Below are 20,224 nucleotides of genomic sequence, written 5' to 3' on the forward strand. Positions count from 1 at the left end.
ACTTGTCGGTGATTAACCACGCAGAGGTATGAATGAAAATTAAAAGTTATGCAGCCATGCAGGCTGGCCAGGCCCTTGAACTCTATGAGTACGATGCCGCCGAACTGGCAGCCGAAGAAGTCGAAGTCCAGGTCGAATATTGTGGCGTCTGCCACTCAGATCTGTCGATGATCGACAACGAGTGGGGCATCTCTCAGTTCCCGGTGATTGCAGGACATGAAGTGATTGGCCGGGTTTCAGCCCTGGGCGAAGCGGCTAAGAACAAAGGTCTTTCAGTCGGCCAGCGTGTAGGAATCGGCTGGACAGCAAAAAGCTGTCAGCACTGCGATGCCTGTATTAACGGCGAGCAGGTTAACTGTCAGCAGGGCAGCATCCCGACCATTATGAACAAAGGTGGTTTTGCCGAGAAGCTGCGTGCTGACTGGCAATGGGTTATTCCGCTGCCAGAAAAACTGGATGTGGCGAGCGCCGGTCCGCTGCTGTGTGGCGGTATCACCGTGTTTAAACCGCTGCTGATGAGCAACATCACGGCAACCAGCCGTGTGGGTGTGATTGGTATCGGCGGACTGGGCCATATCGCAATCAAGATCCTGCACGCGATGGGTGCCGAAGTGGTGGCATTCAGCTCAACGCCAGATAAGAAGCAGTCGATCCTGGATATGGGCGCGGATGAAGTGGTTAACAGCCGTGATCCAGAAGCTCTGAAAAAGCAGGCAGGCCGTTTTGACCTGATCCTGAGTACTGTGGCGGTCGACCTGGACTGGAAACCTTATTTCGCTGCGCTGGCACCTCAGGGTAAATTCCACACCGTGGGTGCCGTGATGAAGCCGATTGAAGTGAGTGCTTTCGATCTGATCCTGGGCGACAAAGCGGTGACCGGTTCATCAACCGGCTCACCAGGCCAGTTGCGTTCGCTGCTGCGACTCGCCTCGCGTGCGGATATTGCGCCACAGGTTGAGTTCTTCCCGATGTCTGACATCAATAAAGCGCTGGATCACGTTCGCGCCGGTAAAGCCAATTACCGTGTGGTTCTGAAAGCCGATTTCTGATGCGAATCTGAAATGACATGCCGCAGCCTGCTGCGGCATTTTTTTATCCTCAATTTGTCAGCAATCCCTTAGCCAGCCCTGCGGCAATCACCTCATCGGCTGTCACGCTGAACCATTTCTCTGTAGCGCATTCCGCGTTATCACGGCGCCATGCGGCAACCATCTGGTAGCCCAGCGTATAGCCATACCATCGGCGAAAGTCACCCGTGCCGAAGAACCAGGCAGAATGATCATAATGAGGACTTTGCAGCGTGGTCAGCGGCACTGGATTAGCCTGCAACTCGCTTAGCTCTATGGCTTGCTCCCAGGGCTCTGCTGCCGTTTTAAGCAGCCAGCAGACGAACTGACCCGCCAGACCTTCGCTGACCAGCGCTTCACCCAGCGTCCAGCCATATCCCGGCCCGCGCATTCGCAAACAGTGATGGACTTCATGCACGATATGCCGCACCAGCGTGCCATTTTCCAGCATCCCGGGCAGATTCGGATTTGCCGGGTCAATGGCCAGGCCGAACAGGGTGGGCCCGTAAGCCCGGCCTGCAAAACCGGTTTCAGGTATTACTGCCTCCGGCATGCACTGAACCAGAATATCCAGACGAGGGACACGTGTCACGGAGGAGAGGTGCTCGCAGGCGAGCTCAGCGGCCCTGACTATTGACGATTTATAAGGCCCAACATCACCCGATGCCTCCAGCCAGTGCAATTTCCATAAGTCGTTCACAAACTCTCCTGTCAAAGGTTGATAATCAGAACACAGGCCCGGGACCCGCCAGAGCTACTAATACCTTAACCGGCAATGCTTTAAACAGACACCGGAAGAAAGCGTTATCGTTGTCGGTAAAGAGTTAAAAGCAACTTCCGGAACGCCTGCCATTCCTGAACATTCAGGGCTGTCTCGTCGCGACGCCAGCACCGATAGATACCCTGCCACAAGAAAATAGTGCAGTTTGGCCCGTTTCCATCGAACACTGTCCTCTGAGCCTGTCACGCGCAGGTAAACAGTGCCGTAAAGTGATCTTATGGTAGCCAGTAAGCCTGGCTGATTTCACTGAAACTGTTTACGGAGCCAAAATGAAGCTGACCCAGATTCGTAATGCCACCCTGCTACTGGACTATGCAGGCAAAAAATTCCTGATCGACCCGATGCTGGCCGAAAAAGAGGCCTGGCCCGGATTTGCCGGAAATGCCCGTCCCCATCTGAGAAATCCGATGGTTGAGCTGCCTGTCCCGGTCGCTGCACTGCTGGCAGTCGATGCGGTTATCATCACCCACACGCATATGGATCACTGGGATGAGGCTGCGCAGCAGCTAGTGCCGAAGACGATGATGATCTACAGCCAGGATGAAACGGATGCAGCGCTGATTCGTTCGCAGGGGTTTGAAAATGTTCGCGTGCTGCAGGATGAGAATCCGTTTGTTGATGGCCTGACGATTTATAAAACCGACGGTCAGCACGGCAGCAATGCGTTATATGCCGACAAAGTGATGGGCGATATTCTGGGTGACGCCTGTGGCCTGGTCTTTACCCATCCGGCAGAAAAAACCCTCTATATAGCTGGCGATACCGTATGGGTCAAACCCTATGTCAGAGCGCTGCAACGTTTTCAGCCGCAGGTGGTGGTAATGAATATCGGCAATGCAACCAACGATCTCTATGGGCCGATTATCATGGGAAAAGAGGATACCCAGCGCACGCTGAATATCCTGCCTGACGCAACGCTGGTTGCCTCACACATGGAGGCGATCAACCACTGTTTGCTGACGCGCGCAGAGCTGCGAGCCTGGACTACCGAACAGGGTATTGCTGACCAGGTGCTGATCCCGGAAGATGGTGAAACAATGACGTTCTGAGCGTCGTGGCACTAAACCGGCACAATTGTGCCGTGAGTTCTCAACACTACGCTTTCACACAATAAGGGGGAGAGGATGGCTGCTCTGAGAGTCGCGGTGCTGGCAACGGCCGGTTTTAGTCCGTTTCATTTTTCAGTTCCCTGTATTCTGTTCGGCTCAGCCCTGCCGCAGCCGGATCTGTTTCATGTCGATATCTGCGCACTGAAACCAGGCCCGGTCATCTCAGAGATGGGGTTGTCAATTACGGTGGAACAGGGTCTTGACCCGCTTGATCAGGCGGACATTATTATCGTGCCCTACTGGCATAATCCGGCTGAAAAACCTGCGCAGGCGCTGCTTGATAAGCTGGTGGCAGCCTGGCAGCGCGGCGCAGAGATCGTTGGACTATGTCTGGGCACTTACGTACTGGCTTATGCCGGTTTGCTCGATAAGCATCGTGCTGCCACTCACTGGGAATTTGAGCGTGACTTCAGCGAGCGCTTTCCACAGGTTCACCTCGACAGTAATGCTCTTTATACCCGGGACACTCGTCTGATCACTTCTGCCGGCACCGCGGCGGGCATCGACTGCTGTCTGGATATCATCCGTCACCACTATGGCAGCGCCATGGCTAATCGGGTAGCCAGACGCATGGTGGTGCCGCCTTACCGTGAAGGCGGTCAGGCGCAGTTCATTGAGCGGCCGGTTCCGGAAACAACGCGTGACAGTAAGTTCAACGCGTTGCTGGCGTCGCTGCGACAGAATCTGCATCAGCCGCAGGATCTTGACTCACTTTCGCGGACGCTTGGCATGAGCAGGCGAACGCTGACGCGTCATTTTCACAAGGCGACAGGCATGTCCCTGGGAGAGTGGCTGACAGCAGAGCGTCTGCAACGCAGCCAGCTATTACTCGAAACCACCGGCATCAGCATTGAATGTGTGGCAGAAAAGGCGGGTTTTGATTCGCCCGTGTCATTTCGTCAGCGTTTTAAATCCCGGTTTGGCGTCTCTCCCAGTGAGTGGCGCCGGACATTTCGGGGGCCGCATCCGGTGATGAGTGATGAGACATTACGACAGGACGATGAGTGACCAGGCCCGGATGAATTTCTGCGCCTGTGACTTTGCCTGCCGGAATATTCCCGCGTAATGACGGTCACTATTCCGGCAGAAATAAATGCGACTACAGCAGGAAATCATCCAGCGACTGGCCGTTTTCAATGGCCGCCTTAATTACGGAGGGCGTTCGGCCCTGACCCGTCCAGTAACGAACCTGACCATTTTCGTCATTGTAACGGTATTTCGCCGGACGCTTTGCGCGTTTCTTTTTGCCGGTTACCGAGGGGGATGCGCTATTCACCAGCTCCGCCGGGTTAATCCCTTCTTCCATTAACAGCTCCTGGTAGAACGCCAGTTTTTCTGCTTTCTCACGGGCTTCCGCTGCCCGCGCGTTTTCCTCTTCACGACGTTCATTTACCACGGTCTCTAATTTCTGGCGTAACTCTTCCAGCATATCTAAAGCCATATTGCGCGCCTCTGCACGAAGCGTGCGGATATTGTTCAGGCTGCTCAGGTTCTTACTCATAACAAATCCTCAAATACTCAACTTAATCAATGAAGTGCAAATTATTCAGCTGGCAAGGGTAACATTTACCCACGTGATATTTGAAGCGCTAGTGTAGCCTTATTCGCTATTAATCCTCTATTAAGGGTGCTGGTTGAACCAACAAAGAAGAAATTTTAAGCGAAATCTGCTGGTTAATTGCGGATTATCATTGTTGAAACAGGATTGTGGGATTTGCATTTTTGCTTTTGATTAACTGTGCTTAAATCAGTCAACAGGGTTTATTAAGGACAGGCATGAAGTTTCGCCAAAAAAATGAGGGTTCAGCGCCAAAAATCTCGCCGCTGCTAAGAAGTATTATCCTTTCAGGCGTATTGCTCAGCGTGGCGGTGATTGGCTTAAATGTGTGGACGCTGCGGGAAGACTGGAATGAAACCGTCGATAAAGCTGAAGATACGGCGGTTAATCTGTCGCTGTCACAGGCGCGCCAGGCGGACGATACATTTTTGCAGACCGAGCTCTCTTTGCGCGAGGTGCAACGCGAGCTCGAAAAGCAGATTGCCACAACCGGTGTAGATGGCGAGGCGCTGAGCCAGACGATGCGCCTGTTGCAGAGCCACCTGCCACAACTACATGGCTTATTCTACTATGATGTGCAGGGGAAATGTATAGCCACTTCTATGAGCCGGATACCGCCTGACATCAATAATTCCGATCGTGAATATTTCGATTATCACCGCACCAGCCCGCGCGATACCCTGCACGTCGGCCCGGTGCTTCGCAGCCGCACCACTCACGAGCTGATGATTCCGGTTACGCTGCGTGTGAACGATGCCTTTAACGGCTTTCGGGGTGTCTTACTCGCCACCGTCAAAGTGGACTATTTCCGCCGTTTCTACAGCTATTATGAACTTAGCGAAGGCGATGTACTGGTACTGATGCTGGCAGACAGTACCGTGCTTTACGCCCGTCCGATGCCGGATAGCTACATCGGCAAAAACCTCTCAGTGAGTCCGCTTTTCCTCAGGATGCTGGCCCATGCGGATAAAGGCAGCGGTCAGTGGACCGCTGCGCTTGATGGTAAAAAACGCATCTTTGGCTTTGTCCGCTCACAGCGATACCCGCTGGTGGTGGCCGCGGGATATGACAAGCGCGCGCTGTTTAACCACTGGCTCAAGAGCTGGGTACATGATCTGATTCTGAGCCTGGCGCTGCTGATTGTTATTCTTTTACTGGGTGCATTTGTACTGCGTCAGGCACGGCATACGCTGCGTTATCAGCTTGAGCTGACCCGATTACGCGATGATCTGACCGCGGCTAATCGCGCACTGGAAAATCTGGCACAGAGTGACGGGCTGACGGGTGTTGCCAACCGGCGCCATTTTGATCACATGCTGACTGAATGCCTGCATAACGCGGAGCGCAGTGGCCAGCCGGTGTCATTAATCCTGCTCGATATCGATTATTTTAAACGTTTCAACGATACCTACGGCCATGTGGCGGGTGACGACTGCCTGAAAAAAGTGGCTACTGTTCTGAAAAACGCCGCCCGCCGCAAAAACGAACTTACGGCCCGATATGGCGGCGAAGAGTTTGCCATTATTCTGCCCGGACAGCCGTTGTCAGCCGCCTTGAACTTCGCTGAATTGATCATCGACGCCGTTAACAGGCTCGATATTCCGCATCTCACCACGGAACTGCCGCAAAAGCACGTCACCCTGAGTGCAGGCTGCGCCGTCTATCTTGCTTCAGACTCACAACAGGAAAAAGAATCGCTGATAGCGCGCGCGGATGAGGCTTTGTATCACGCGAAACGGGCAGGGCGTAACCAGGCCATGTGTGAAGAACGTAGCGGCTGAGCATCCGTGATCAAATCCTGAATCCTGCCTGTGGCATGGTGACAGCTCAACTTAAACAGGGAGCGGCCATGTCAAACGATACCGGTTTCACTCATCTTGCTTTACAGGTACGGGATTTAGAGAAGAGCGTAGATTTTTATCAGCGTTATGCCGGGATGCAGGTGATACATCAGCGTAAACCTGGCATTCCTGAAGCACAGAAAGTGGCATGGCTGTCGGATTTAACCCGACCTTTTGCGCTGGTGCTGGTGCAATCTGACAACAATGAAGATACGCCGCTGGGTCCATTTGGTCATATAGGCGTGGCCTGTAGCAGCCGTGAAGAGATAGATGAAAAAGTGGCACTCGCTCGGCTCGAAGGTGTGTTGCGACGCGACGCGCAGCAATCTGGTGTGCCAGTCGGCTACTGGGCATTTTTTGCCGATCCTGATGGCAATACGCTTGAGCTCTCTTATGGTCAGCAGATCGGACTGGAAATTATCACAGCCCGCAACACGCAATCGCTGAATAAATAAAGCGGTTGAGAGAACAGAATGAATCCCATTACTTGTTGCGTGACTGCGTAAAGCTTTTCAGTTATTGAGTTCAGGGTAACGCCTGAGCAGGATTATGGATGGAGAGACAATAACAAGATGAGAAAGGAAAGGGTACAGGCTGGCCGGTAATTGAGATGCTTGAGCCTGACGATTTATGGCGAAAAAACCGCCTGCCTGATGCAGGCGGTGTTTCATTATGCATACTGAATTAAATCAGGAAATCATCCAGCGATTTACCTGCATCAATGGCAGATTTAATAGCAGATGGGGTACGGCCCTGGCCAGTCCACTGCTTAACCTCACCATTTTCGTCGGTGTACTGATATTTAGCCGGACGAGGAGCGCGTTTTTTCTTCACGGCTGGTGCAGTCGGCATACCATTTAACAGTTCGTTAGGATCGATACCTTCCTGCAACAGTAATTCACGGTATTTTGCCAGTTTCTCAGCTTTTTCACGATTAGCTGCTTCAGAAGCCTGTGCTTCTTCACGTCGCTCACTCACCACAACCGACAGTTTTTCCAGCATTTCTTCCAGGGCAGCAAGGTCAAGCTCGCGAGCGTTTGCGCGAAGGGTACGGATATTATTCAAGCTGTTGAGAGTGTCACTCATCAAAGTCACCATAGTCATGTTCAGATAATAAAATACAGAGCGGGTTCACGCTGATGCTTTTCGTCAGACCTGCTTTTTTAAGATGCTTGCCTTCGAAGAATCAAAATACAGAACCGATAGTTCAACGCCAACATATTAATCGCTTTCTCAAAGAGTTTAAACTGTAATTAACGTAAGACCCTTAAACAAAAGTAAAGTTACTCTTTTTTTTACACTCTTCGCTCAAAATGTCAAAAAGGTGCCTCATCTGATGATGTTCAATAATTTAGTTACGTTATGGATAAACCGGGCTTTCACGTCGCTTTTCCAGCGGAATCGCTTCGCTAATCACGGAGCTGCTTTGTTCCGAGAGGCAGTCACCGTGCATACTTCTCCAGATAAAGCTGGATATGTCCATGAGGCCACCATAATAGGGTTGTAAAGGACGCATAGCAAAATTACTAAAAAATAACCATCAGGCGGCTGATTTATTCAGACTATATGTAAGGTCATGAAATCAGATTAATTTATCACTTAATTAACGTTCTGGTTAAGGCGATCATCACCAGACGGGTTATGGCTTTGTTTTAAAAGCCCGGAGAGACAAACCCCAGTAAAGGGGGATAAAACAGTCAGAATCACGCGTGACCTGTATGACCCTGGATTGATTATTTACGGGCGTAATGACTTTTTAGCCGCCGTATGGGGCCAGAGAGGCTGTCCGCTAATCAAGGAAACCTGAGCCACATCATCCGGGTACCATATTGCCTTATGCGCCGATGAAGCGGTAAACAGTGCGATCTCAATTGCCCTCAATACTTACTCACAAGCAAGCTAAACTGTATAAGAGACGCTATTGTCAGCGTTATAAGGGGTTTTCAGGAGAGACTGGCGTGTTCAAAGGCAATAAAAAGTCATTACCGGTTCGCTACTGCAAAACGTGTAATAAACCGATGTCATGGCGAAAAAAGTGGGAACGATGCTGGGACGAGGTGTTGTATTGCTCGGAACGGTGCCGGCGGCAGCGTACTGATCGGCAAGAGGATGATACAGAAATAAAACCTGAACCTGACCTCTGACGCTGATCAAAACTGGCCAGGGATTGACCTGGCCTCAGTCAGGGGAATGGGGCTATTGCTGTACCTCGATCTGTTGCCAGCCTCTTTTAAACATACAATCTTTAACCAGTATCTCTCGCTGGCTTTCATTGGCGTCGCTGGTGGAGTAATCAGTGTCAGTGGTTTTATATTTACTGTCTTTTGAGGTGTATTTACCGCTAACGACATTGTCAGGGGGTAAATCCCGCAGTGCCTGGGCCCGACAGGCTGTTTCCGTTATTGTTTCCTGCTGTTCAGATGCATCTGGCTTGGCCCATTTATACTGCACACATCCGGTCAGACAGAGAGTAAATAACATCAGCATAAGAGGTTTCATAATCTGTTTCTCAGTGCTCCCCGCCTGAGTTGAGACGAGTGATTGAGTAAGGAAACCGATCGGCAGGGTTTCCTCACCACAAAAAAAGGGAAGAGTCATCCGACGTTAAAATGTCAGGCCGCCACCGATATAGGGACCATCGATCAGGGTATGACCCGGACGTCCATCTTTGCCATCAACACCCGCATAGCGATAGCCCACTTTTAAAACCAGTGGATCCACAGGTGACCAGCTGACACCGCCATTGGCCTCAACGAAATTCTTAACGCTGTTGGTCAGCTGTTCCGGGGCGGAATAACCTTCTCCATACAACGCAAAATTAGCGGGCAGATTGATTTTCACACCGCCGCCAACAGGAAACGCAACGCCGTTATCTCCTTTTTTGCCGCCGATGTAAGCGGCTTTAACGCCAGCCGTCAGCATCACCGGACCGATTTCAAGGTTATAACCGGTACCCGCCTGACCAATCTGAACACCATCCGATGTATTTTTGATCCACTGGCCATCAACATAAAGCCCGCCGGATGAACGGCCGATTTCTGCGTCCAGCACCGAGGTGTTTTTACTTTGTTCGACATTCAGGCCAATGGCCATAGCAGAGGAGGATGCACACAATAATAAGCCAAAGCCAATTACAGAAATTTTCATTGCTCAGTTTTTCCACAGAATCAGATTTTCAGGATAATGATTAAGATTGCTATTAAAGCAGTTTTACTTTTGCACAATCTCTTTAACATCGTGCTGTTGTAACTGATGCATGTTTCCATCCGTGTCTTTATAAGAGATCATGCCTGTTTCTTTATCTTTTGCGGGTTTGCCATGAGTCGTAATCATGTGCCCATCGTTGGTGGAGATCACATAATTGCTTGAGCAGGCGGAAAGGGACATAACAGAAGTTATCATCGCAATAGCAAAAGCGAATTTCTTGCCAGAATTAAAAGATGTCATTTTACTTTCCTGTCGTTTCTTTTTAAGAAGATGCGGCATTATTCGCTGTGATTGTTAAACGACATGCTAACAATCCGGCTGTTTGCCTCTTTATCAGGATGATAATGATCTGGATCAATATCATGGGTTGCTCAGGAGTATGCAACCATGGCGGGTATTGATTGTTTTGCGACCAGTACTTGCGGAAGCGAAGGCAGAAGGTTGTACTGAGAGAATCAGGAAGAAAACCAGCAAGGTAGAGGAAAAGAAACTTAAGCTCGAATCCCCAAAAATGAATCTGTAAGAAGCATAGGCTGATGCTCAAAGACTGAACTAAACGCATTTATTCGGAGACTCACGCTGGCGAATCTCCGATCTTCGGTAAATTCCGCATGATCCTTTATCTCTTGTCAGTTTGGGTGGGCATCAGGCTATCACCACTCTCCTCTTCTTTTTATGCATTTTCAGACAGTATCAGGCAACATTCTTCCCCTTTTAATGCCAGAAAGGGCTGCATTCCGAATGGGAGCCGTTGTCGATACACTGCATACTCAGCGTTACTGGGTTCTGTTACTATCATCGGGAACCAGGCATAAAAAAAACCACTCAGTTGAGTGGTTGTAAAAAGAAAAAAATAGTTAATGAGCAAAACTGCGATACATAATGTTTTAATGCTGGGATATATCTATGCCAGGAAATAATATCCGTTAACAGACATGTTAGCTATGGGATTTATAAGAAATGATGCAAAGTGAAAGCGTAACAATGACCATAATAAAGTGAATGTTAAAAGTTCAGCTCTCACGTAACTGTTTATCTATCAATTTATTTTGTTAACAACATGGATTTAACTTTGATTGTTTTTCTGATGCGGATTTATCGTGCGCATCATGCTCATTACATTTTTAAAACACATGGAGGTAATCACTTTTCTTAAGATCCCGTTAAGATCTGCATCGTAAATTAGCCCGACAATTTTAACGGAGATAAATATGAAAAAGTTTCTTTTAGCAGCATTGTTTGCCGGTATGAGTTTTGGAGTTGCTGCACAGGAAGGTTTTGTTAATCCAGCAGGGCAGGGGTATTCTCAGGGCGGATTTAAAGGTCCGACACCCGGCGTCTCTTCTGTCGCTCAGGTTAAGACGCTGCGTGATGACGCATGGGTCGTTCTGGAAGGTAACATCATCAGACAAGTGGGGCATGAACTTTATGAGTTCAAAGATGCTACCGGAACGATTAATGTCGATATTGATGACAAGCGCTGGATGGGACAATCGTTATCACCGAGTGATAAAGTCCGTCTTGAAGGTGAAGTTGATAAAGACTGGAACAGTGTTGAGATTGATGTAAAAACGGTTCGGGTTCTTAAGTAATCCTTATTCGCTCATCACCTGGTGGTGGCCTGAAAATCAGGGCACTGCCATTGTGAAAATGATCCTTCCAGGACGCCTTTCTTTCATTACAGCGGCCGCAATTTAGTTACAACACCCTATTTGAGCAGATTACGTTACCGCCGATATCCTGCCAGATTGGTTTTTTTGATTAAACCTGAACGGAGCCGTTCTGTGAATCCGAGTGCTCATTAACTAGCCGCCCCGCACGGTCCGAAGGGCCGTAATAGTTATTTACGGTACATTGAATGATGTAACTAAATGTAGAGTGCGGGAATGATTCAACATTCTCCACATCCGCCTTTAACTGTTGAACCCGCGCCTGGAAGAACCCCCATTTAATGCGCTGTTGACCTGCCGTTGACCCTGACGGCCGTTTTCTTCTGCCTGCCCGATGCCAGATCAAAAACCGAAACGAGTATCATTTATAGAATGAGTGCTTCTTACTTTTAGGCAGGGCGTGATATGGCAATTAATATGGGCAGCACCTACCGGATCCTTGGCTATCAGCCATCGGTAAATTCCGCCTGGCGCCAGAAATTACTGACAATGGGTATGCTTCCCGGCGCAGTTATTGAGGTCATTCGCGTGGCGCCAATGGGCGATCCGGTGCAGATCTCTACCCGCCGTGTCAGCCTGGCGGTGCGGCAGCGTGACCTGGATGACATCATCCTGGAGGAAATCGTCTGATGAAGAAGATAACCATCGGGCTGATTGGTAACCCTAATACCGGCAAAACCACGCTGTTTAACCAGCTCACCGGTGCCCGACAGCGGGTCGGGAACTGGGCTGGCGTCACGGTTGAGCGCAAAGAGGGTCAATTTTTTACCGCGCAGTCAGATGTCAGGCTTATTGATCTGCCAGGCACCCGATCGCTGACAACGCTATCTGCTGAAAGCTCGATAGATGAGAGCATCGCCTGCCAGTATCTCTATCAGGATCACGCCGATGTGGTGATTAACGTCGTCGATGCCTCCAGTCTGGAAAGTAATCTGTTCCTGACCTTTCAGCTGCTGGAACTGGGCGTACCCTGCATTGTCGCCCTGAACATGCAGGATATTGCCGCCAGCCAGAACATCACTATTGATGTCGCAGCACTGTCAGCTCATCTGGGATGTCCGGTCGTTTCACTGACCTCAACCAAAGGTGATGGCATTGCCCAGCTCAAAGCGCTGATTGACCAGCCCCATATTTACCGCGCACCTGAACGGGTACGTTATCCGGCCGCGATTGAAACGGCCATTGAGAAGCTCTGCCAACAGATGCCCGCCGCCATAGCCCCACAAAAACGCTACTGGCTGGCCTTGCAACTGCTGGAAGGGGATATCAACAGTCAGAAACTTTGTCCGGCGCTGGTTCCGCATTTGCCCGAGATTATGCAGCAGGCCGGAGGAGAGACCGGCGTACAGATTGCCGATTACCGCTATCGCACCATCAATGCGCTTTGCGCGGCAGTGAGTAACATTCATCACGCAATGCCCGCCGGTCTGACCCGCAGGATCGATAAAATTGTGCTGAACCGCTGGCTGGGCATTCCGATATTCCTGGCAGTGATGTATGTGATGTTTGTTCTTTCAATTAACATTGGTGCCGCGCTACAGCCACTGTTCGACAGCAGTTCGGTGGCGATATTCATTCATGGTGCGCAATGGCTGGGCTATGTCTGCCACTTCCCTGACTGGCTGACGGTTTTCCTGGCGCAGGGTATCGGTGCCGGTATCAATACCGTGCTGCCGATCATTCCGCAGATTGGCCTGATGTTCCTGTTCCTCGCTTTCCTTGAAGACTCCGGCTACATGGCGCGCGCCGCTTTTGTGATGGATCGTCTGATGCAGTCACTGGGCCTGCCGGGAAAATCCTTTGTGCCGCTGATTGTCGGCTTTGGCTGTAATGTCCCGTCGGTCATGGGGACACGGACGCTGGATACACCGCGTGAGCGTCTGCTGACGGTGTTGATTGCGCCTTTTATGTCATGTGGCGCACGGCTGGCGATTTTTGCGGTTTTCGCTGCGGCATTCTTTAACACCCACAGTTCCAGCCTGGTTTTCTCCCTCTATCTGCTGGGCATTGTGGTGGCCATCGCGACCGGGCTGGTGCTTAAGCATACCCTGCTGGGCGGAGAAGCCTCGCCGTTTATCATGGAGTTGCCGGTCTATCACCGGCCTCACCTTAAAAGCCTGCTGTTGCAGACCTGGCAACGGCTGAAAATGTTTGTGGTGCGAGCGGGACAGGTGATTATCCTGGTGAGCATGCTGATTGGCGTACTGAGCAGTTTTGCCTTTAATGGCCAGATGGTTAATGACATTAACCACTCTGCGCTGGCGGCGACCAGCAAAGCAATCACCCCCGTGCTGTTGCCGATTGGTGTCACTCAGGATAACTGGCAGGCAACAGTGGGGCTGGTGAGCGGCATCATGGCGAAAGAGGTCGTGGTCGGCACGCTCAACAGCCTTTACACCACAGAGGCAATCCAGAGTAGTCCATTTGATCCGCAGGCTTTTGACCTGCCTGGTGAGCTTAAAGAGGCGCTGACAGAGACCTGGGCGGGGTTAACGGCTGCCTTTAGAATTGATGCGCTGGCCCATCCCATCGATGCCAGTAAAGGCGATGGTGAGATGGCGACTGGTTCGATGGGCGTGATGTCTGCCAAATTTGGCAGTGGTTTTGCCGCTTACAGTTACTTAATTTTTGTCCTGCTTTATGTTCCCTGCGTCTCGGTCATGGGGGCTATTGCGCGGGAAGCCGGTAAAAAATGGATGATGTTCTCCTTCTTCTGGGGACTCAACATCGCCTACACCACCGCCACGCTGTTTTACCAGACCGTCACTTTTGCCGACCATCCTGCATTCAGTGCGACCTGCCTGATAAGCGTGCTGGTGCTGAACGGAATCATCCTGCTGGCATTGCGAAAAGCGGGAAGCCGGGTGCAGTCAATACCGGTCATGCTCAGGGAGGAAAAGGGGAGTTGCAGCGGCTGCCACGGCGGCTGTGATAAGCAGAAAGGCTTTGCCCGGTAAAAATAAGTACTGATGACATTCACTCTTTCCGCTGCCGGCGATTCCTGGCCGCAGCGGACAGGTGAGGATTGTCCTGTTGATTGTTCTTACGATTTGAAGCCAGAATAGTGGGATGATTAGCGTATGAGCAGTGACAAAGGCCACATGACAATTAACCCGGCCAGAAGCATTATCCTTCCCGCTGAAGGCAGATGTTTACCAAAGCAACTCTGACCATGCACTGCAGCATGCGCTTATTATGGATAGCGGCTCCTGTTTTGCAGACAGATTTGCAGACAGATTTGCAGCATGCGGTATGACAATAAGAATAAATCAACTAAATCAGCCGGATGAGCTCTGTGGATGGCCAACACAGTGATAATCCGTACCGGCTTACACACAGGCTGTCCACTTTTTCTGTGGATAACTTCAGCCCGAAAAGGGGCTTTATTCTCTTTTCAGGAGGCCATCAGTCAGGATAATCAGGGTCACCGTATTGTTCCATAAACTCCACCATGGCACCTTTGTGTGCATCCACATGGCGGATATAGCGCATCAGTGTTTCTGGTTTTTTCCACGTGCCTTCCTGCATGATCCTGGCAATCGGATAACCTTTATCTGCCATATCCTGCGCAGCTCCTACCCTGGCGCTGTGGCCACTCCAGCCGGTGTAGCGATTTTTGTTGGCCTTTACTGCGCCTTCTTTTCCGGCAGTGCGCCATGCCCGGCTAAAAATCTGTTCCAGTGCCCTTGTGCTCATCGGCTTTTCGGCAATCAGTGGCCGGCCAGACCGATGTACTGCAGTAAACAGCCAGGCATCAGGCTGGCTGGATAGCCCGGACGCTTCAATCCACTCTTCCAGTCGCTGAGTTGAACGGGCGCTGAGCGCCTTAATCAATCCGCCGGTCTGCACAATAGTTTTTGTCCATGCCACATCCAGAATGATGCGACCATCACCGGCACGCATCACATCCCGCACCCGCAAACGCGACAGTTCACTGATACGCAGTAGTGTTGCATAAGCCACATGTAAAAAAGCCAGATCGCGAAGCGCCTGAAGGTTATCAGAACCTGACCATTCTTTATCCAGCGCCAGCAGGTCACTCAGCCTGAAGGGCACGGCCTGGCCTGCACGCTCTCCGTTGATCACCGCCACACGATTTATCTTTTTCATCGTCCGGAAAACCAGCGGAGAGACATTGGGCACCGGCAACCCGGCGTTACGGTGTAACATCGAAATTAACGCCGCGTGTGAAGTGACGGTTGAGGAGGCCCGGCCGCTTTCAGCCAGAAAAGAGAGATAGTCACGCAAATCGTCTGCACTCATCGGCAGGAAGCTGCGCTGGTTATCTTCCGACCAGCGATTGCAGATTCGCATCACGCTAAGCAGCTGTCGCCAGGTGTTAGGTGAGAAAGCCTCTTTATCCTGAACGAACTGCCGGAGCCGCTCGGTGATATCGCTATTCCGGTCAACCGTCAGAGGGGTTAACGGTACTAACTCACTCATATTTGCTCACTTATCAACCAAAAACGCCGATGATCGCGCTACGTTAATTCTGAGAACTAAGCAGGGGGATAACCGGGCAGAATTTACGTAGCGTTGTCATTTTCAGGACGAACTCTACTGCTATCCATCTTAACCCGGCACCTTCCCTATGTCATGACTTCGTATAAGAACAATTATACGAAGTTAGTGTGGCGTAACTGATCCCGTCTGGCTTTTAACGGATTGACGCTCATCGCAGTCAGTCAGGGAAGGTATAGGTCACACGCTTTATCGATAGCTGAACGTAACTCACTGCGAGTTGTTCAAGTGAAACCACGATGCAAAAAAAATGTCTCAAACTAAGGTGCGTTTAAACCAGGGTATGAACGGTTTAATCATTATTTAATTAAATCAGCGCATCACGATGCTTTATTTTTCCAGCGCAATAATGAACAGGAGCATCAAAATAGAGATGTTGAAAAATGGCAGACTACGTTAATTAGTTAGTCAGTTAAATTAATGACTCCTAAAAAGGTTCCATATAACACTGCTCAAAGGCAATATCCTTTTAAAATTTTTATAGAGTACATAAATTAAACACAACTTCCCGATATTACGTTCATAGTTCTGAACAGGCGACATGTCATTTACGCTACCAAAAGAGACTCAGGCATTAATCCTCAGAACAAAAAACTAAATACCAGCTTATCGCCGATTTAAATACCAGACAGCACTTCCTTTCATCTATCTTGTTCCCCTGCATATCAAAAGCGTCGATAAGTATATGCATCAGCTTTTTAATCGAATAAAGCAGCTAATGTATTTATCGCAGCGGTCTTATTCTGGCTGATCAGCCGGATTAAAACGTATTAACGAGTTATACACATTTTATGGCGGCGTCTGGAAGAACGCACAGAACGCTGGTTTCACCCAGGGTAAATATGAGGATATTTTCATGAAAAAAACGTTATTATCGCTGTGTCTTTTAGGTCTTTCCTGCGCCCCAGTTGTTACGCAGGCACAACATTCCGTGACCTGTGTCAGAGCCTCAGAGCAGGATGTAGCCAACCTGTTTGACGCCTGGAATGACTCTCTGGCAACCGGTGATGCAACAAAAGTCTCTGAATTATATGTCAGCGATGCCGTTTTGCTGCCGACCATTTCAAATCAGGTACGTCTGACCGATCAGGAACGTATCGATTATTTTAAAGATTTCCTGAAAAAAGGGCCGAGCGGTAAAATCGATTCCCGGACTATCAGAATCGGTTGTAATAAAGCGATTGATACCGGCGTTTATACATTTACTTTTAAAGATAACACGCACGTCACAGCACGTTACACCTTCACTTATGTCTGGGATGGTAAGGGCTGGAAAATCTCAACCCATCACTCTTCAGCTATGCCAGAGCCTGTAAGCAAGCCTTAACAGACGCACTGATGAAAAAAGAGCCAGCGTCATGATGTGATACTGGCTCTTTTCCCTTTGCGCGAAAATAAACGTTCGGGCTTGAAGATAATAACGCCTGACTCATACTTAAGAAATGGCAATTAATATTTTTCGCATTTAGCGTGTCTGTTTCCTGTATCACGGACAGTATAAGTGCTATTAAATGGCCAGCGTCATTTTCTCATCCGAATAAAATGAAATCTGTCGGTTTGGTGCTTCCATTGCAGGCTGATCATTTCCCAAACGCAAATATCTGCCCATAAAATAGCGATTTTATACGCCATTTCCATTGCCTATCTGCCAGATGAAGGTCGGATCGGTGCCGTTCACCTCCCAGTCACCCACGTTACGTAGCTTGTAGATCACCGGATTGTGCGACGACACCGTTCGTGCATTACGCCAGTGGCGGTCGAGTGCCTTGCTGACTCGGGTATCAGATGCACCCAGCGCATTGAAGAATTCTGTTGCCGCACGCGTCACCAGCTCAACGGCCACCGCCTGTGCCTGAGCGGACTCTACTTCGGCCAGCACATTTGCCGCATGAAGCTGTGCCTCATCTGCGCCACTCAGTTGCAGCTCAAATGCCCGCTGCAACGAATGGGTCGCCCGGTCGACGGCGGCTTCGGCTGCCCATGCCCAGCTGCTTATCTGACCGACCACCTGCAACACCTGAACATCCTGCTTCACCTGCGGCGCATTACCGTGGCTGTAAATACGCTTACGCTGCGCCACGCCCTGAGCAGCATCGCGCACCACCGCCCGCCCGATGCCCGCCAGCGTGGCCAGTAAGACATGCTGATAGAATGCCGTCTGATAGCGGAAACGCTCACTGAAATCATAGACATGTGGCAGTTCAACCCGGGCCTGATGAAAGCGCGTAGTACCACTGCCGGTCAGTCGCTGCCCGAAGCCATCCCAGTCATCATCGCGCTCCACCTCATTCTGGTGGGTGTTCACCAGGGCAATCACATCACGACCGTTATCCGCGCGCTGAGCATAGACATCAATCCAGTCCGCATAGAGTGTGCCGGTGCTGTAGAACTTCTCACCGCTGATCCGCCATCCACCCTCATCGGGAGAAACCTGAGTGTTGACTTCACCCAGCTTCACCGCGCCGATCTCGCTCCAGCCGCTGCCTACCAGCTCACCGTCCACAAAGCGGCGGAACCAGCGACGCCGATCCTCACTGGCTGGCTGGTTCAGGCGATCCTCAATAAATGCGAAGTGCGCACGCAGCGCCTGTGGCAGGTTCGAATCTGCCTCAGCCAGTTCGGTCAGCAGAGCAAATAACTGCGGCAGCGAAACCCCAAAGCCGCCTTCTTCTTTAGGGATACGCAGGGTGCCGAAGCGCGCCGCTTTCAGCCAGCGAATCGGTTCATGCAACAGTGTGCGTTCGGTTTCACGGGCACTTGCCCCCTCAGCGATGCGGGCGAACAGCGGCCTGAAATGCTGAACCAGTTCGGCAAATTCGGTACGATTTAATTCAGACATGATCCTCTCCTGAGTCGGGTTGTTCATCGATGTCCTGTCGTGTCGGTTCAAAACGAATGATTAACAGGAAAATAATCGGGATAAGGGCGGCCAGTGAGACAATCCAGAACATATTGGTGCCGTAACGCGCCTGCAAAATTGGCAGAATAAACAGCGCCAGCGCGCTGCCCACACCGGAGAGCGAACGACTAAAGCCGACACCGGTGGCGCGTATGTGGGTCGGGTAGGAGAGCGCCGGATAGATCATCAACTGTGCGCCGGGTCCGAATCCCTCTGCAAAGAGCCACAAACCCAGCATCAGTACCGCAAACACCACGCCAGCTGTCGCCTGCGGATGACCGATCAATGCCAGCGAAATCAGTGCGATAAACTGCAGCGCAAATCCGGCGATCGCGACATGTCGTGAGGGGAATTTCCACGCCAGTCGCATCCCCAACAGCCCGCCGGTAAAGGCGAACAACGCATTCAGTCCCAGCGAGGCAGAGATAGTTTCAAATACGCCCGCGCCGAGAAATTGCGCCAGGATAGAGGGCAGGAAGAAAGCGATGGCGGTGTATTCAAATGAAATACAGACGTTCATCACCGCACTGACGACCGTGCGCTCCAGATAAGGCTTCTGAAACAGTACGCGGAAACGCACTTTCGGCGTCGCTTTCACCGCATCGGTTTTAGCGGGCGGCTCCTCATGCGCAACAATGCCGTAAGAGTCACGCAGAATACGCACCGCACCGCTCAGGTCGCCCTGATTCGCCGCCCACAGCGGTGACTCATTCATAAACTTACTGCGCACCGCAATAATCAGTAGCGCCGGTACGGCGCCAAACAGCAGCGAGGCGCGCCACAGCCAGTCGATATGTTCGGCGGGCAGCAGGAAATAGAGTGCAAAAATAATAAAGAAGCAGGCAGACGAAGCGGCATACCACATCGGGCACCAGGCTGCGAGGCGCGATGCTTTATTGCCCTTGCCGGAGAACTTAGAGAATTCTGCCAGATAGGCCATGGCAACCGGCAGATCGATCCCGACGCCGATGCCCATCAGAAAACGGGCACCAATCAACACCCAGACGTTGGGGGCCAGACCTGCCGCAATGGCGGAGACGACAAAAAACAGCATGTCCGCCATAAACACTGAGTAACGGCCATATTTATCGGTCAGCCAGCCGCCGACCAGATTACCCACAATGGTGCCGATCATGATTGACGACGTCACCAGGCCCGTGAGTACCGGGGTTAAACCAAACTCCTTCACCACATCATCGATGCCGTAGGAGAGGGTAGTGAGATCGTAGGCATCAAGAAACACGCCGCCCAGCGCCAGGAAAACAATCCAGCGCGCATAGCTGTTTTTCTCGGTGTTACTGTTGATCAGCCGGGCCACATCACTCACCGATCGAACCGGTTGAGAGTGAGGCGGTGGCGCAGTTAAGGTGTTGTCAATTTCTAATGTACTCATCGTATCCTCGTTATTATATTCAGCAGGTAGCGAGGGTTTTATATGAATTACTGGCATAGTTAACAACCAACAAAATCAGATAACTATTATAATTAATTCAATAAGATAGGATTATATCTCACCCACACCAGACCCCGCATGAAATATAAAATTCATCCGGTAGCGTTCAGCGAAATGT

19 protein-coding genes are annotated in these 20,224 nt (G+C 50.7%); 10 read left to right on the forward strand and 9 right to left on the reverse strand.

Features of this window, described 5'->3' with window-relative positions:
• The first annotated feature begins 32 nt into the window (after positions 1–32).
• Complete coding sequence (gene ahr / locus ACK13D_RS17480; RefSeq protein ID WP_010257039.1) at positions 33–1,049, forward strand: NADPH-dependent aldehyde reductase Ahr; 1,017 nt, start codon at positions 33–35, stop codon at positions 1,047–1,049.
• A 49-nt stretch (positions 1,050–1,098) separates the two neighbouring features.
• Here the strand turns inward: ahr and ACK13D_RS17485 are convergent, their stop codons facing one another.
• Positions 1,099–1,767, reverse strand: coding sequence for a DUF2268 domain-containing putative Zn-dependent protease (locus ACK13D_RS17485; protein WP_031292291.1), 669 nt, complete (start codon positions 1,765–1,767; stop codon positions 1,099–1,101).
• Positions 1,768–2,117: 350 nt separating this feature from the next.
• On the opposite strand from ACK13D_RS17485, the gene ACK13D_RS17490 reads away from it, so the two are divergent.
• Both ACK13D_RS17490 and ACK13D_RS17495 read left to right on the forward strand, forming a co-directional pair.
• Positions 2,118–2,897, forward strand: a complete 780-nt coding sequence (locus tag ACK13D_RS17490) for an MBL fold metallo-hydrolase (protein WP_010671936.1) — start codon at positions 2,118–2,120, stop codon at positions 2,895–2,897.
• 75 nt (positions 2,898–2,972) lie between these two features.
• Positions 2,973–3,965: a GlxA family transcriptional regulator gene (locus ACK13D_RS17495; protein WP_022624257.1), complete on the forward strand. Its 993-nt coding sequence runs from the start codon at positions 2,973–2,975 to the stop codon at positions 3,963–3,965.
• Between the two features lie 91 nt (positions 3,966–4,056).
• Here ACK13D_RS17495 and ACK13D_RS17500 read toward each other — a convergent pair whose 3' ends face one another.
• Positions 4,057–4,458, reverse strand: a complete 402-nt coding sequence (locus ACK13D_RS17500; protein ID WP_010257048.1) for an H-NS family histone-like protein — start codon at positions 4,456–4,458, stop codon at positions 4,057–4,059.
• Positions 4,459–4,733: 275 nt separating this feature from the next.
• On the opposite strand from ACK13D_RS17500, the gene ACK13D_RS17505 reads away from it, so the two are divergent.
• A complete protein-coding gene (locus ACK13D_RS17505) occupies positions 4,734–6,296 on the forward strand; it encodes a sensor domain-containing diguanylate cyclase (protein WP_418796958.1) in 1,563 nt (520 codons plus the stop codon).
• Positions 6,297–6,364: 68 nt separating this feature from the next.
• Positions 6,365–6,811 (forward strand): VOC family protein, encoded by a 447-nt coding sequence (locus ACK13D_RS17510; protein ID WP_010671933.1) that lies wholly within the window; start codon positions 6,365–6,367, stop codon positions 6,809–6,811.
• 229 nt (positions 6,812–7,040) lie between these two features.
• On the opposite strand, the gene ACK13D_RS17515 is transcribed toward ACK13D_RS17510, so the two are convergent.
• Entirely contained in the window at positions 7,041–7,442 is a 402-nt protein-coding gene (locus ACK13D_RS17515) for an H-NS family histone-like protein (protein WP_010257055.1), read from the reverse strand.
• Between the two features lie 872 nt (positions 7,443–8,314).
• Between ACK13D_RS17515 and ACK13D_RS17520 the strand changes: the two genes are divergently transcribed.
• Complete coding sequence (locus tag ACK13D_RS17520) at positions 8,315–8,500, forward strand: DUF2256 domain-containing protein (protein ID WP_010671932.1); 186 nt, start codon at positions 8,315–8,317, stop codon at positions 8,498–8,500.
• 52 nt (positions 8,501–8,552) lie between these two features.
• On the opposite strand, the gene ACK13D_RS17525 is transcribed toward ACK13D_RS17520, so the two are convergent.
• From ACK13D_RS17525 to ACK13D_RS17535, 3 genes are all read right to left on the reverse strand, one after another.
• Positions 8,553–8,855, reverse strand: a complete 303-nt coding sequence (locus tag ACK13D_RS17525; protein WP_031292295.1) for a hypothetical protein — start codon at positions 8,853–8,855, stop codon at positions 8,553–8,555.
• Between the two features lie 105 nt (positions 8,856–8,960).
• A complete protein-coding gene (locus ACK13D_RS17530; protein WP_022624262.1) occupies positions 8,961–9,503 on the reverse strand; it encodes a YfaZ family outer membrane protein in 543 nt (180 codons plus the stop codon).
• A gap of 63 nt (positions 9,504–9,566) precedes the next feature.
• Complete coding sequence (locus tag ACK13D_RS17535; RefSeq protein WP_010257065.1) at positions 9,567–9,803, reverse strand: YgdI/YgdR family lipoprotein; 237 nt, start codon at positions 9,801–9,803, stop codon at positions 9,567–9,569.
• A 971-nt stretch (positions 9,804–10,774) separates the two neighbouring features.
• Here ACK13D_RS17535 and ACK13D_RS17540 point away from each other — a divergent pair.
• The 3 genes from ACK13D_RS17540 (at position 10,775) to feoB (ending at position 14,190) form a co-directional block, all read left to right on the forward strand.
• Positions 10,775–11,155, forward strand: a complete 381-nt coding sequence (locus ACK13D_RS17540; protein ID WP_010257071.1) for a YgiW/YdeI family stress tolerance OB fold protein — start codon at positions 10,775–10,777, stop codon at positions 11,153–11,155.
• 483 nt (positions 11,156–11,638) lie between these two features.
• Positions 11,639–11,863 carry a FeoA domain-containing protein gene (locus ACK13D_RS17545; RefSeq protein ID WP_010257073.1) on the forward strand — a complete coding sequence of 75 codons (225 nt, stop codon included), beginning with the start codon at positions 11,639–11,641 and terminating at the stop codon, positions 11,861–11,863.
• Positions 11,863–14,190, forward strand: coding sequence for a Fe(2+) transporter permease subunit FeoB (feoB, locus tag ACK13D_RS17550; protein WP_418796959.1), 2,328 nt, complete (start codon positions 11,863–11,865; stop codon positions 14,188–14,190). Before ACK13D_RS17545 ends, feoB begins: the two co-directional genes overlap by 1 nt.
• 448 nt (positions 14,191–14,638) lie before the next feature.
• Here feoB and ACK13D_RS17555 read toward each other — a convergent pair whose 3' ends face one another.
• Positions 14,639–15,676, reverse strand: a complete 1,038-nt coding sequence (locus tag ACK13D_RS17555) for a tyrosine-type recombinase/integrase (protein ID WP_187506003.1) — start codon at positions 15,674–15,676, stop codon at positions 14,639–14,641.
• Between the two features lie 934 nt (positions 15,677–16,610).
• Between ACK13D_RS17555 and ACK13D_RS17560 the strand changes: the two genes are divergently transcribed.
• Positions 16,611–17,081: an SgcJ/EcaC family oxidoreductase gene (locus ACK13D_RS17560; RefSeq protein ID WP_346549968.1), complete on the forward strand. Its 471-nt coding sequence runs from the start codon at positions 16,611–16,613 to the stop codon at positions 17,079–17,081.
• Positions 17,082–17,375: 294 nt separating this feature from the next.
• Here ACK13D_RS17560 and ACK13D_RS17565 read toward each other — a convergent pair whose 3' ends face one another.
• Together ACK13D_RS17565 and ACK13D_RS17570 are read right to left on the reverse strand one after the other, a co-directional pair.
• Positions 17,376–18,593 (reverse strand): monooxygenase, encoded by a 1,218-nt coding sequence (locus tag ACK13D_RS17565; protein ID WP_089415107.1) that lies wholly within the window; start codon positions 18,591–18,593, stop codon positions 17,376–17,378.
• Positions 18,586–20,046 carry an MFS transporter gene (locus ACK13D_RS17570; protein ID WP_029519691.1) on the reverse strand — a complete coding sequence of 487 codons (1,461 nt, stop codon included), beginning with the start codon at positions 20,044–20,046 and terminating at the stop codon, positions 18,586–18,588. Before ACK13D_RS17570 ends, ACK13D_RS17565 begins: the two co-directional genes overlap by 8 nt.
• Between the last annotated feature and the right edge of the window lie 178 nt (positions 20,047–20,224).

This window comes from Pantoea sp. K16 (assembly GCF_048452805.1).
In the GTDB taxonomy this organism is placed as follows: Bacteria; Pseudomonadota; Gammaproteobacteria; order Enterobacterales; family Enterobacteriaceae; genus Pantoea; species Pantoea agglomerans.

Bases quoted from the DNA above. Each gene is read 5' to 3' on its own strand.
- ACK13D_RS17515 (WP_010257055.1), bottom strand. From the start codon at position 7,442: ATGAGTGACACTCTCAACAGCTTGAATAATATCCGTACCCTTCGCGCA.
- ACK13D_RS17525 (WP_031292295.1), bottom strand. From the start codon at position 8,855: ATGAAACCTCTTATGCTGATGTTATTTACTCTCTGTCTGACCGGATGT.
- ACK13D_RS17565 (WP_089415107.1), bottom strand. From the start codon at position 18,593: ATGTCTGAATTAAATCGTACCGAATTTGCCGAACTGGTTCAGCATTTC.
- ACK13D_RS17495 (WP_022624257.1), top strand. From the start codon at position 2,973: ATGGCTGCTCTGAGAGTCGCGGTGCTGGCAACGGCCGGTTTTAGTCCG.
- ACK13D_RS17505 (WP_418796958.1), top strand. From the start codon at position 4,734: ATGAAGTTTCGCCAAAAAAATGAGGGTTCAGCGCCAAAAATCTCGCCG.
- ACK13D_RS17530 (WP_022624262.1), bottom strand. From the start codon at position 9,503: ATGAAAATTTCTGTAATTGGCTTTGGCTTATTATTGTGTGCATCCTCC.
- ACK13D_RS17540 (WP_010257071.1), top strand. From the start codon at position 10,775: ATGAAAAAGTTTCTTTTAGCAGCATTGTTTGCCGGTATGAGTTTTGGA.
- ACK13D_RS17555 (WP_187506003.1), bottom strand. From the start codon at position 15,676: ATGAGTGAGTTAGTACCGTTAACCCCTCTGACGGTTGACCGGAATAGC.
- ACK13D_RS17545 (WP_010257073.1), top strand. From the start codon at position 11,639: ATGGCAATTAATATGGGCAGCACCTACCGGATCCTTGGCTATCAGCCA.
- ACK13D_RS17500 (WP_010257048.1), bottom strand. From the start codon at position 4,458: ATGAGTAAGAACCTGAGCAGCCTGAACAATATCCGCACGCTTCGTGCA.
- ACK13D_RS17510 (WP_010671933.1), top strand. From the start codon at position 6,365: ATGTCAAACGATACCGGTTTCACTCATCTTGCTTTACAGGTACGGGAT.
- ACK13D_RS17490 (WP_010671936.1), top strand. From the start codon at position 2,118: ATGAAGCTGACCCAGATTCGTAATGCCACCCTGCTACTGGACTATGCA.
- ahr (WP_010257039.1), top strand. From the start codon at position 33: ATGAAAATTAAAAGTTATGCAGCCATGCAGGCTGGCCAGGCCCTTGAA.
- ACK13D_RS17535 (WP_010257065.1), bottom strand. From the start codon at position 9,803: ATGACATCTTTTAATTCTGGCAAGAAATTCGCTTTTGCTATTGCGATG.
- feoB (WP_418796959.1), top strand. From the start codon at position 11,863: ATGAAGAAGATAACCATCGGGCTGATTGGTAACCCTAATACCGGCAAA.
- ACK13D_RS17560 (WP_346549968.1), top strand. From the start codon at position 16,611: ATGAAAAAAACGTTATTATCGCTGTGTCTTTTAGGTCTTTCCTGCGCC.
- ACK13D_RS17570 (WP_029519691.1), bottom strand. From the start codon at position 20,046: ATGAGTACATTAGAAATTGACAACACCTTAACTGCGCCACCGCCTCAC.